10 protein-coding genes and 1 tRNA gene are annotated in these 12,051 nt (G+C 74.6%); 6 read left to right on the top strand and 5 right to left on the bottom strand.

Going from position 1 to position 12,051, the window contains the following annotated elements; translation table 11 throughout:
* The first annotated feature begins 205 nt into the window (after positions 1-205).
* A complete protein-coding gene (locus tag OG689_RS08850; RefSeq protein WP_266319160.1) occupies positions 206-1,636 on the top strand; it encodes a hypothetical protein in 1,431 nt (476 codons plus the stop codon).
* Positions 1,637-1,982: 346 nt separating this feature from the next.
* Positions 1,983-2,282 carry a hypothetical protein gene (locus OG689_RS08845; protein ID WP_266319159.1) on the top strand — a complete coding sequence of 100 codons (300 nt, stop codon included), beginning with the start codon at positions 1,983-1,985 and terminating at the stop codon, positions 2,280-2,282.
* Positions 2,283-2,398: 116 nt separating this feature from the next.
* Here OG689_RS08845 and OG689_RS08840 read toward each other — a convergent pair whose 3' ends face one another.
* Both OG689_RS08840 and OG689_RS08835 read right to left on the bottom strand, forming a co-directional pair.
* Positions 2,399-3,016 carry a GPP34 family phosphoprotein gene (locus tag OG689_RS08840; protein ID WP_266319157.1) on the bottom strand — a complete coding sequence of 206 codons (618 nt, stop codon included), beginning with the start codon at positions 3,014-3,016 and terminating at the stop codon, positions 2,399-2,401.
* A 357-nt stretch (positions 3,017-3,373) separates the two neighbouring features.
* A tRNA-Leu gene (locus OG689_RS08835) sits at positions 3,374-3,458 on the bottom strand.
* A gap of 250 nt (positions 3,459-3,708) precedes the next feature.
* Here OG689_RS08835 and OG689_RS08830 point away from each other — a divergent pair.
* The 3 genes from OG689_RS08830 (at position 3,709) to OG689_RS44770 (ending at position 6,855) form a co-directional block, all read left to right on the top strand.
* Positions 3,709-5,046, top strand: coding sequence for a M20/M25/M40 family metallo-hydrolase (locus OG689_RS08830; protein WP_266319155.1), 1,338 nt, complete (start codon positions 3,709-3,711; stop codon positions 5,044-5,046).
* A gap of 408 nt (positions 5,047-5,454) precedes the next feature.
* Positions 5,455-5,697 carry a chaplin gene (locus tag OG689_RS08825; RefSeq protein WP_073921616.1) on the top strand — a complete coding sequence of 81 codons (243 nt, stop codon included), beginning with the start codon at positions 5,455-5,457 and terminating at the stop codon, positions 5,695-5,697.
* Between the two features lie 276 nt (positions 5,698-5,973).
* The gene (locus OG689_RS44770; protein ID WP_323189266.1) at positions 5,974-6,855 is read left to right on the top strand and encodes a chaplin; all 882 of its coding nucleotides are present in this window, start codon (positions 5,974-5,976) and stop codon (positions 6,853-6,855) included.
* A gap of 196 nt (positions 6,856-7,051) precedes the next feature.
* Here the strand turns inward: OG689_RS44770 and OG689_RS08810 are convergent, their stop codons facing one another.
* Positions 7,052-7,246: a DUF5703 family protein gene (locus OG689_RS08810; RefSeq protein ID WP_266326971.1), complete on the bottom strand. Its 195-nt coding sequence runs from the start codon at positions 7,244-7,246 to the stop codon at positions 7,052-7,054.
* Between the two features lie 356 nt (positions 7,247-7,602).
* Between OG689_RS08810 and OG689_RS08805 the strand changes: the two genes are divergently transcribed.
* Positions 7,603-8,208, top strand: a complete 606-nt coding sequence (locus OG689_RS08805; RefSeq protein WP_266319152.1) for a hypothetical protein — start codon at positions 7,603-7,605, stop codon at positions 8,206-8,208.
* A 216-nt stretch (positions 8,209-8,424) separates the two neighbouring features.
* On the opposite strand, the gene OG689_RS08800 is transcribed toward OG689_RS08805, so the two are convergent.
* The gene (locus OG689_RS08800; RefSeq protein ID WP_266319150.1) at positions 8,425-10,644 is read right to left on the bottom strand and encodes an ATP-binding domain-containing protein; all 2,220 of its coding nucleotides are present in this window, start codon (positions 10,642-10,644) and stop codon (positions 8,425-8,427) included.
* A gap of 189 nt (positions 10,645-10,833) precedes the next feature.
* Complete coding sequence (locus OG689_RS08795) at positions 10,834-11,814, bottom strand: aldo/keto reductase (protein ID WP_266319148.1); 981 nt, start codon at positions 11,812-11,814, stop codon at positions 10,834-10,836.
* Positions 11,815-12,051: the final 237 nt, after the last annotated feature.

The raw sequence follows: 12,051 nt of genomic DNA, 5'->3' as shown, positions 1-12,051 counted from the left end.
CGCCGCCGCACGGGGATCGCCCGGCCGGGACCCGCCGTCCGGGATCATGCGCCGACCGTGCCACGACCAGCCTTTCGAGTGGTCCCGCCGGGCTCTCGGCCGTCCACGCGGCTCCTGCTCGCATGCTGTGACGGCCGGGCGCCCGCGCACGCTGCCCCGGCCGTCGGCGAGGGGGAGGCGCGAGATGGCGAGGGGGAGGCACGAGATGGCGAGGGCGAGAGCCGGGAGCGGCGCGGGGAGCCGGCTGCGGCCGGCCGTCGTGGCGTCCGTCGCCGCGGTGATGCTGAGCGTCCCGGTGGGCGCGGCGCACGCCGCCGACCCGGCCGGCTGCTCCCGTACGGTCGGCGCCGACGGCGACGCCGTCGTCTGCGAGCGGGGCATCCCGCGGGGAGCCACCCTGACCGGCACCGACAAGGGCAAGGACACCATCACCGTGCACGGCGGCGTCGCCGGCACCCTGGTGCTCGGCCACAGCGACACCACCCTGGTGATCACCGGCGCCCCTGGTGCCCGGGGCGCGGACGGGCCCCGGGGCAGCGACGCCGGCGGCTTCTTCGACTTCGACGGGGCGAACGACGGCGAGGACGGCAGCCCCGGCGGCAGCGGCGGGGCGGGCGTGACGCCCACCGGCTCCGTCCGGCTCGGGGCCGGCATCAACACCGTCATCATCAGCGGCGGGAACGGCGGCGACGGGGGAGGAGGCGGTGGCGGCGGCCACGCGGACAGCGGCTGGGACCTCGGTGGCGGCGACGGCGGGGACGGGGGCGTCGGCGGTGACGGCGCCCCCGGCAACGCGGGCGAGCTGGTGCACGGCAGCGGCCAGGACACCGTCACGATCACCGGCGGAAACGGCGGCCGGGGTGGGAACGCCGGCGCCGGCGGCGCCGACCACACCCACCGGCGGCCCGGGCACGACGGCGACGGCGGGAACGGCGGTGACGCCGCCCCCGGCAACAGCAGGTCGATCAACCAGGCGGGCGGCGCGAACACCAGGCTCCCGGGCAGCATCACCCTCGGGGTCACCGGCGGCACCCCCGGCGCGGGCGGGACGGGCAACGGCGACTCCCACGCGCCCGGCGGGTCGGCGGCCGGCGGCAACGGCGGGCCGATCACCCTCGGCCGGGGCTCGGTGAGCGTACGGGGACAGTCCGGCGGCAACGGCAACACCAGCACCATCACCATGATCGGCACCGGTGAGCACACGGTGCGGGCCGTCGGGGCGGGCGGCAACTCGGGCACCCTCATCGGCTCCGACAGCGGCAGCACCACCATCGAGGTGACCGGCGAGTCGGCGGCGGGGAACACCGGCCGGATCAAGGGCGCCTCCGGCACCGGCACGGCCACGGTCACGGTCACCGGCGGCACCTCCCGGACGTACGACGGCGACCTGGGGGCGCCCGGCAACAGCGGCACCGTGGCCGGCGGCCCCGGCCCCGACTCCCTCACCGTCCGTGGCGGCAGCGGATCCCGCGGCGGGGCCGCCAACACCGGTACGGTCCAGGGCGACGCCGGCCGGGACACCGTCAGCCTGATCGACGGCGCCGGGGCGCCGCCAATGTCGCCGCCGCCAACGTCGCTGCCGCCAACGTCGCCGACGGCGCGAGGCTCGACGGCGGGGAGGGGCCCGATGCGGTGACGGTCTCCGGCGTCGCCACCGGGCAGGGCGGCCCCGCCGGTACCGGCCACGTCGACGAGGGTGGGACCGCCGGCGCCGCTGGCTGCGCCCCGGTGGGCGGCGGCGCCGGTCAGGTCGTCAACTATCTTCTGACACAAGCGCCCTGATTCCGGCCCGCCGATCGATACCCTCCGTCACCGCGGTCCGTCCCAGGCCGGCCGCGAGCACCTCTGCCACCTCGCGGCGCCCCCGGCGGTGCGGCAGCATGGGAAGTGATCGCCCAGCGGCCGGGGCCCGGAGGAGCCCGCCGCCGACTGCTCGGCCGACGGCGCTGCGGCCGGTCCGCGTAATCCCCAAGGAGCGCATGATGACGACGAAGCAGCAGATCTACACCCTGGAGGACACCGCCTTCTTCGAGGCCGTCAAGGCCGCCTTCGCCCAGCACCCCGAGGCCAAGGGTCGCTACGCCCTCGCCAGCCTCGCGCTGGAGCACTCGATGGACATCGACTTCGCGAAGAAGAGCGGGTTCTCCCGCGCCGAGGACGGCCGGATCATCACCGAGTTCGTGGACCGCGAGGCCTCGGCGATCGAGTCGACCAGCCATCGGACCTGTCGGAAGTGGGACGCCGACGGCGACTGCCTCGACTGGTGGGAGCCGCCGATCTGAACCGATCGCGGGAGTCGGTGGTGGCAAGGGCAGCACCAGGTCGGGTGCTCGCCCGTGGCCCGTCGGCCGAAGGCCTCGGCGTCACGGATCCGGCGTACCGTCCACCGGTGCTCCCGTCATTGGCCTCGCCAGATGTTGTCGAAGGCCGCGTCCTCGACGGTTCGCCGCTGCCGTACGGCCTCCAGCTCCATCACCGCGTCACCGACGGCGGCGAGCACCGTCTCGACCGCGCCGTCGTAGCCGCCCGAGGCGCCGTCCGAGGCCTCGTCCGTATGCTCCTGCCGGAACCCGGCGGCGGCCACCAGGCCGGCGAGGACGGGATCCCCCGATGCCCAGCGGGCGTCCGCGCGCCGGCGGGCGGGCGAATCGACCAGCACCGTCCGGCCGGTCCGGACCGGAATCCGGCGGCCGCGTTCCCGGACGATGCCACCCTCCGCCTCCAGGGCGGCCAGATACGCCGAGGACAGACCGCGGCCCCGGCGCCAGAGCCAGTCCTCGACCGATTCGTAGGGAGCCTGCCGGACGAGCGACGAGGCGGCCTCGGCCAACAGGCGGTCGGCCACCGGCCGGCGGTCGCCGGGCACGATCAGGGCACCGTCCAGCGCCAGGGCCCGGGCGTCCAGCAGATCGATCAGCTCGGCTCCGGCGAGGGCGAGCGACAGGTCGCCGGGGCTGACGGGAGGGCTGGACACCGCGTCCAGGGAGGTGAGCAGCAGGTCCTGCGCTGTGGTCATGAACGGCTCCCCACGTCGGAGGTATCGGCGCCGGTACGCCGTCGGCCGGCCGGGGCGGGTTCGACCGCGGCTCCGGTTCCTGCGCCGGCGCGGACACCTGGGCAGTGCCCCGGACAGGGGATACCCCCGGGTGATCGACTGTAGTCCGGCCGCGTCCGGGGCGATCGGTCCGAACCGGGCGCTTTCCGCCGGCCAGGACGGCCCGGCGTACTGGCCGCCGTCCAGGCCGTGGCCGGTCGGTGGCTGTCCAGGAATCCTGACCTGCGGCCCCGACCTGCGGGTCGGGACAGCAAAAAAAGTGCCGGTTGAGAAGGATCTCAACCGGCACTTTTGCTGATTCCCGAGGGAATCGTTCTGTGTCCGAGGGGGGACTTGAACCCCCACGCCCGATAAAGGGCACTAGCACCTCAAGCTAGCGCGTCTGCCATTCCGCCACCCGGACGGGGTGTACCGCTCGTCCTCGCTGCTCCGTGCCGCGCTGACTTGATAACTGTAGCAAAGATCGGCTTCTGGTCCCAAAAACGGCCGGTCCGGAGGTTTGGAACGGCTCGGGGCCTTGTGATCCGGGGGTTCTCCTTGGGGAGGGGCGATCGCTGGGAGAGGATGGGCGGGCCGTGCCCGCACGACCCCGGGCCCGGTTCCGGGGTGGCGCGGACCGCTCCCGGGCAGGTGAGAGACGACGAGGAGTGACCGTGAGCGACTCGAAGGCGGATCGGGTGGCCGGCCCGAAGGTGACGGGCGAGTCGGAGGTCGCGGAGATCTGTCGCGACCTGATCCGGATCGACACCAGCAACTACGGCGACGGCTCCGGGCCCGGGGAGCGCAAGGCGGCCGAGTACGTCGCCGAGCAGCTCGCCGAGTTCGGGCTGGAGCCGCAGATCTTCGAGTCGGCCAAGGGGCGGGCCTCGACGGTCGTCCGGATCGAGGGGGAGGACCGCTCCCGGCCCGGCCTGCTGATCCACGGCCACACCGACGTGGTGCCGGCCAACGCCGCCGACTGGACCTACGACCCGTTCGCCGGCGAGATCGCCGACGGCTGCGTCTGGGGGCGCGGCGCGGTCGACATGAAGGACATGGACGCGATGACCCTCGCGGTCGTCCGCGACCGGCTCCGCACGGGCCGCAAGCCCCCGCGCGACCTGGTGCTGGCCTTCGTCGCCGACGAGGAGGCGGGCGGCACCTACGGCGCGCGCTACCTGGTCGACAAGCACCCCGGCCTGTTCGAGGGCGTGACCGAGGCGATCGGCGAGGTCGGCGGCTTCTCCTTCACCGTCAACGACCAGGTGCGGCTGTACCTGGTGGAGACGGCCGAGAAGGGCATGCACTGGATGCGCCTCACGGTCGAGGGCCGGGCCGGGCACGGCTCGATGGAGAACGACGACAACGCCATCACCGAGCTGTGCGAGGCGGTGGCCCGGCTCGGGCGGCACAAGTTCCCGCTGCGGATCACCAAGACCGTCCGGGCCTTCCTCGACGAGCTCTCCGACGCGCTGGGCGTCGAGCTCGACCCGGAGAACATGGACGAGACGCTCCGGGTGCTCGGCGGCATCGCCAAGATGATCGGCACCACGCTGCGCAACACCGCCCAGCCGACCATGCTCGGCGCCGGCTACAAGGTCAACGTCATTCCCGGTCAGGCGACCGCGCACGTGGACGGGCGCTTCCTGCCCGGCTACGAGGAGGAGTTCCTGGCCGACCTGGACCGGGTGCTCGGTCCGCGGGTGAAGCGCGAGAGCCTGCACTCGGACAAGGCGATCGAGACCGGCTTCGACGGGGCGCTGGTGGAGGCCATGCAGCTGGCGCTGAAGGCGGAGGACCCGATCGCGCGGGCCGTGCCGTACTGCCTCTCCGGCGGTACTGACGCGAAGTCGTTCCAGGACCTCGGGATCCGCTGCTTCGGCTTCGCGCCGCTGCAGCTGCCGCCGGACCTGGACTTCGCCGGGATGTTCCACGGCGTGGACGAGCGGGTGCCGGTGGACGGGCTGAAGTTCGGCGTCCGGGTGCTCGACCGGTTCATCGACGCCTGCTGACCCCACACCTGTCGCGTGCCGGTGCACGCGGCTGACCCCACACCTGTCGCGTGCCGGTGCACGCGGCTGACCCCACACCTGTCGCGTGCCGGTGCACGCGGCTGACCCCACACCTGTCGCGTGCCGGTGCACGCGGCTGACCCCACACCTGTCGCGTGCCGGTGCACGCGGTGAGCGGCCCGTCCCCGAAGCCGGGAGGCGGGCCGTTCGCATTGTCCTGACGAATGATTTGGTACGGGTGCGGAGAGATCAAGAGAAACGATTCTCCGCCGGGAATTCGTGTCGGTCATCCGTGCTAGACATCACCGTTGCGAGTGAATGGCGACACCCGTCCGTACCTCGCCGGACGGACCCTCGTTCATCCCTGTGCAACCCGCTGAAAGGGTTGTGACATCAACAGGAGGAACGATGAACGTCAAGAAGCTCGCCGCTGTCGCCGCCGCCACCGGTGGTCTGGTCCTCGCCGGTGCGGGCATGGCCGCCGCGCACGGTGGCGCCAGTGCCCAGGGTGTCGCGGCCGGTTCGCCGGGCGTGCTGTCGGGCAACCTGATCCAGGTGCCGGTCCACGTGCCCGTCAACGTGTGCGGCAACACCGTCAGCGTCATCGGCCTGCTCAACCCGGCGTTCGGCAACAGCTGCGCCAACATCTGAGCGTGACGCCCGGGGCCGCCGGCCAGGAAGCCGGCCGGGCCCCGGGTCGTCCGACGATCAACGTGCCCCCGGGCTGCGGACGACCGCGCCCGGGGGCACGTCTTTATGCCGGTTTCAGGTTGTCCGCCAGAGTGCCATCGCCCGATCGGGTGAAGCAACGCCGTTCGGCTCAACCTTTGGCCCGGCCCCTCGTTGTCCCGTGTGCAGCCGAAGGTGTAGTCGGCAATTCGGTAATTCCGACTTTCAACACGTCTTCTCAACACGTCAGGGGAAAGTATGAGGAATGTAGCCAAGAAGGGGCTCCTCACGGCCGTGGCCACCGGCAGTGTGCTGGCCTCGACCGCCGGCTACGCCTACGCGAGTGCCGAGGCCCACGGGGGCGCGGTCAACTCGCCGGGGGTGGGATCCGGGAACTCCGTTCAGGTCCCGGTGGACGTCCCGGTCAACGCCTGCGGCAACACCGTGGACGTGATCGGCCTGCTCAACCCGGCCTTCGGCAACCGGTGCGCCAACGCCGACGGCCACGGCCACGCGGCCCAGGCCGCCCAGGCCCACAGCGCCTCCGAGCCCGGCCGTTCCGCGGCGGCCGGTGCCCCCGGCCAGTCCGCGCCCGGCCAGTCCGCCCCCGCCAAGTCGGCACCCGCCCACTCCGAGCCGGCGCACCCGGCCGGCCAGCGGCCCGGCGGCTACGACGCCTCGGGCATCTCGGGCGGCGGCGCGTCCGCCTCGGGTACGACGGCCGGTTCGCCCGGGGTGCTCTCGGGCAACAACGCGGCTGTCCCGGTGAGCATCCCGGTGAACGCCTGCGGGAACTCGGCCAACGTCGTGGGGGCCGCCAACCCGGCCTTCGGGAACTCCTGCGGCAACGTGTCGGTGCCCACCCCGCCGGCCGTCACGGAGGAGGAGTGCCCGCCGGAGGAGACCGGCTCCACCCCGCCGAAGGAGACCCCGGGCACCCCGCGGGCCGGTGGCCCCGCCGAGGCTCCGCCCGTGGTCCAGGCCGTCGCGCCGGCCGCCCCGGTCGTCCCGGCCCAGGCCACCGCCCCGCAGCTGGCGTCCACCGGTGCCGGCGGCGTCGAGATGCTCGGTGCGGCCGGGCTCGCGGCCCTGCTCGGTGGCGGCGTCCTCTACCGCCGTGCCCGGGCCGGCGTCCGCTGACCCTGCGCACGCCTCGCGCGCCCGAAGCCGCTCGCAGCGGCCTTGGGCGCGCGGTCATGCGTGCGGGCGGGCGTTCCGGTGGACGGAGGCCCGGGGAGTCGGGGGCGTGAGGTGCGCCGACGGCCGGGCGGCCGTGCGCACGCATCACCACCGCAGGGCGGTCAGCACCGAGGGGCGGTCGCCCGGCTTCGGACGGTCACCAGCTCCGGATCTGCCGGATGATCTTTCGGCGCAGCAGCACGGTGCGGCTCCCGTCGGGGAAGAGCCGTAGCCGGTCCAACTCCCAGTGCCCGTACTCGGCGTGCTCGGTGAGCAGTTGCCTGGCCGCGTTTCGGGTGGTGCCGCGCGGCATGCGCAGTGACTGGTACTCGTACTCCGGCTGCCGAACCAGCTTCGGTGGGGTCAAGACTTTCCTCCTGGGGACGCCTTCGGGCAAGCCTAAGGCCTGCCTCCGACAACCGGGCCAGGCTTTTTCGGCCGGGCCCACCTCCGGTCACCTGCCGTCACGGGCGTAACGGCGGCCCGTCACACTGACAGATCATCAGTTCCGCTGCTCCTGTTGACGGAATACCCCGATCCGGAGGCCGGGAAGCGGGTTCGCCCCGCTCCGGGCGGGCGTGGCGGTGCCGTGGACGGCCGTCACAGAACCACACGGATCGGACATCAGGGGGGAAGTTGCGGTGAAAACGCGGGTGTAGGTGACAACCGCTGTGCGTCGCGGCCCCGGGGGGAGATAGCGTCTGCACCATGTCTGATGCCGCGCAGCCAACCATTGCCGAGGTACGCGCCGCCGCCGAGGCGGTCAAGGCCGCCATCGACCGTCATCTGGAAGCGGTGTCCAGCCCCACCGCAGGGGACGATCCCGCCGTGTTCGCCGCCTACGAGCAGCTCGCGTCGGCGGCCATCGTGTACGACCAGCTCCTCTACGAGGTCTACGACGAGGTGACGCCCTTCGAGGTCCCCGGGGACGAGGGTCCGGGTGCCTACAGCGGCCCTGACCAGCCCGAGGCGATCAGCGTGCTGATCCGCCGCGACTACCACATCGCCGATCCGAAGCGGCTGCGCGCCCAGGCCGAGCGCTTGGACAGCACGCTCACGCCGGGAGGCGGCGGCGCGGGTGGCGTGAACGCGGCGATCGGGGTCCTGTTCGGCGAGTTCGAGCCGGACGAGATCGCCGCCCGGAGCGAGGAGTTCGGCCTGGAGGAGGGCGACTCCACGCTCTGGGTCTCGGCCGCCGAGCCGACCGACCCGGGGGAGTGGCTGCCGGAGCCCTTCGAGAACGCCGACCCGCAGCTGCTGATCTGCCGCTTCGACGTCAGCGAGGTGTACGACGACGAGGAGTCCGAGGAGTGACGGCGGCGACGAGACCCACGGGCTGAACCGCCCGACGAGCCTCAGGGCCTGCGAGCCCGTTCGGACCTGAACCCGGGCGATGCCGGAGCAACTGCTCCGGCATCGCCCGGTGCCGTTGGGGCGTCCGGGCCCGGCCCGGCCGCCCCGGGCTCGCGCACCGGACCGCCGGCCCGTCCGTCCCGGGCCGGGTCGGCGGTCCGGCCTCGGGGCCAAGCCCTAGTAGGCGGGCTCGGCGTTCTCGGCCAGGATCGTGCGCAGCCGGGTGGTGCGGGGCCGGGCCGGCCGCTCGGCGACGGCCTGCGGCAGGGCAGGGCCTGCCGCGTGCACCACGGAGAGGTGCCGCTCGGCCCGCCCGAAGGCGGTGTAGACCCACTGCCTGGTCAGCCCGGCGCCGGCGTCGTCCGGGAGCACCACGACCGCCCCGGGCCAGCGCCGGCCGACGGCCTGATGGACGGTCAGGGCCCAGCCGTGCCGCAGCTTGGCGGCATCGGCGGGGGCGACCGTGCTGCGGGTGCCGTCGGCGAGCTCCAGGTGCAGGCCGGTGGCGTCGCCGTCCAGCACCCGGCCGGGGCGGATCACGCCCGGGGCGGGGGAGTGGACCACCCGGTCGCCCGGGTCGAACCCGCCGAACCTGCCCGGGCCCGGGTTCAGCCGGGCCTTGGCGGCGGCGTTCAGCGCCCGGGTGCCGGCGCTGCCGCCGTGCCCGGGGGTCAGCAGGACGACCTGCTCGGAGGGGATGCCGAGGGCCCGCGGGATGGAGTCGGTCAGCAGCTGGACGGCGCGGTGGACGGCTTCGCCGCCGTCCTTGGCGGTGAGGATCACCACCTCCTTGTCGGGCGCGTCGACGGGCTGCAGCTCGCCGATGCCGACGGCCGACACCAGCTCGCCGATCGGCCCGAAGTCGGGCGTCCGGGAGGCGACCGCCGGGCAGACCTTGGCGGCCAGCAGATCGGCGAAGAACCGGCCCGGCCCGGCCGACCAGAGCTGGCCGGGGTCGCCGCTGAGCACCAGGCGGGTGCCGTCGGCCAGCGACTCCAACAGGGTGGCGGCCAGTTCGGCGTCCAGCAGCGGCGCGTCCAGCACGACCAGCAGGTCGAGCGCGAGGGTGCCGTCGCCGGCCCGGCCGGGGCCGGCGGTGCCGGAGAGCAGGTCGGCCAGGGTCGCGATGTCCGGGGCGGCCCCGGCGGGGAGCAGTCCGGCCAGGCTCTGCCGGCCCTGGTCGGTCCAGGTGGCGGCCCAGGCGCGCAGCCCGAGCCCCTGCGCGGCGTGCAGCAGTGCGGCCGCCTCGCCCCGGGAGGCCTCGCCGCCGGTGTGGGTGACCAGCGCGCTGCCGGCGACGGCCCTGACGAGTGCGGTGGCCGAGGAGGAGGGCGCTGCCGTGGCGGCCGCCTCCCAGGCGGCCGGGCCGGGGGCGGGGGCCGGGGACGAGGTCTCGGCGGTCGCTGCCGGCTCCGCCCCGGTGTCGGAGGGCTCGTCCCCGGTGTCGGAGGGTTCCGACCCGGCGTCCGAGGGCTCGTCCGCGAGGCCCGAAGGCTCGGCGCCCGTCGGGTCCGGCTCGGCGGCCTGCGCGTCCTCTCCCGGGACGAAGGTGGACATCACCCGGACCAGGCCGTCCGCCAGGCTCTCCTCCGCCAGGGCGAGCCGCTCCAGCGCGAGCAGGGTCCGGGTCGGCGGCTCGTCGTCCTCCTCGGAGCCGGCGGCCGCGGCGCGGGCCTCCGGGCCGGTGAGCTCGTCCTGGAACGGCATCACCAGGCCGTCGACCACGACCGCCTGGAGGGCGGCGGCGGGCTCCGGCAGGCCGAGCCGTTCCAGCCCGGCGGCGACCTCGCCGATCTCCACGGCCGAGTCCCCGCGCAGCGCGGCCTGCTCCAGCAGCCACGGCACCAGGGCGCCGGCGCGGCGCTGGTCGCCCGGGCCGGCCTCGGCGCCGAGCAGGCCGCGCGCGAAGCCGTCCGCCTGCTCGGGGCGGACGCCGGGCAGGGCGAGGACGGCCCAGGGGTCGGCCCGCAGCAGCTCGGCCGCGCCCTCGCCGAGCTGGGCCACGGCCGCGTCGGCGAAGTCGGCGGGGGCGCCGCCGGCCGTCAGGACCTCGGCCGCGGCCCGCAGGGCCTGAGCCCGCTGCTCGTCCGGCTGGTGGGCCCGCCGGGCGGCCGCTTCGGGAGCGGTGCCCGGGGTGGTGCCGTCGGCGGCCGGGGCCGCCGTCCGCAGGTCCGGTCCGGTGGTGGCCTGCTGCCCGATCGCCCGGATCGCCTCCGCGAGCGCGGCGACGGTGTCGGTACGGGCGGTGGCGGAGGCCGGGCCGGCCTCGTCCGCCCGGCCGTCGTCCGCCCGGCCGTGGGCCGGGGCGCCGTTCGTCCCGTTGTCCTGGCCGGGGGTGCCGTCCGCCCGGCCGCCGTCGGCGGGGCCGCCCGGAGCGCTGTTCTCTGTGTCGCTCACCATTCGCTCCAAAGGGGTACGCCACTGCTGGGCAGTGGGGCGGCCGCCACCCTCGGGGGTGGCGGCCGCGGCCGGTCGTCGTCGTGGGAGCGGGCGGGCACCGGGCCGGGACGTCCGGGCAGGGCCCGGGACACCGGCCCGAGCCGTCTCCTGCGGTTCACGCGCCCGGCGGGAACCGTCGGAAACGGCCTAGAGCTCGCTCCACTCGTGGTCGGGGTAGCGGTGGACCGGCGCCGAGATGTCGTCGAGCGCACCGCGGATCTCATCCGGAAGCGTAAGCGCCTCCACCGACAGCGCCGCCCGCAGCTGGAGCACGGTCCGCGCCCCGATCAGGGCCCCCGTCACCCCGGGGCGGTCCCGGACCCAGGCGAGGGCCACCGCCAGCGGGCTGCTGGCGAGTCCGTCGGCCGCGGTCGCGACCGCGTCGACGATCCGGCGTGAGCGGTCGTCCAGGTAGGGCTGGACGAAGCCGGAGAGGTAGGGGGAGGCCGCGCGGGAGTCCTGCGGCACGGCGTGCCGGTACTTGCCGGTGAGGACGCCGCGTCCGAGCGGGGAGGAGGCCAGCAGGCCGACGCCGGCGTCCAGCGCGGCGGGCAGCACCTCGCGTTCGATGCCGCGCTGCAGCAGCGAGTACTCCATCTGTGTCCCGGCCAGCGGTACCCGGGCGGGGTCGGCGCTCTGCCGGGCGGCGGCCTTGGCGAGCTGCCAGCCGCTGTAGTTGGAGACGCCGACGTACCGGGCCCGTCCGGAGCTGACGGCGATGTCGAGGGCGTGCAGGGTTTCGTCGGTGGGGGTGTCCGGGTCGAAGGCGTGGACCTGCCAGAGGTCGACGTAGTCGGTGCCGAGCCGGCGCAGCGAGCCGTCGAGTGCGGCCAGCAGGTGGCCGCGGGAGGTGTCGAAGCGGCGGTCCGAGTCGGGCACGCTGCCGGCCTTGGTGGCGATCACGAGTTCGGAGCGGGGGATCAGGTTGTCGGTGAGGCGGGAGAGCAGGTACTCGGCGCCGCCGTCCGCGTACACGTCGGCGGTGTCCACCAGGTTGCCGCCGGCGTCGACGAACTCCTTGAGCTGTTCGGCCGCCTCGTGCTCGTCGGTGTCCCGGCCCCAGGTCATGGTGCCGAGACCGAGCCTGGAGACCCGCAGCCCGGTACGGCCGAGGTGTCGCTTTTCCATCGGTCAGGCCCTCCGCTGGCTGGTAAACGTGCTGGTGGGGTGAGGCATCCCCACGTCGGCTGAGCGTAGCGGCCACCGCCCGGGCAGGTGCGCAGACCCGCAGAACGGCAGGTGGGGCGGACGACACGCCGGTGTGACGCGCACCACAGCTACCGGCCAGTAGCATTGGGCCGCGCGGCGCGGCTAGGCTCGACGGCGTGCGCGCGGCGCCCACCACCCCTGGACGCCGCGCCGCGC

The sequence above is a fragment of the Kitasatospora sp. NBC_00240 genome (assembly GCF_026342405.1).
In the GTDB taxonomy this organism is placed as follows: domain Bacteria; phylum Actinomycetota; class Actinomycetes; order Streptomycetales; family Streptomycetaceae; genus Kitasatospora.
This window is presented reverse-complemented; position numbering and strand designations above follow the sequence as displayed.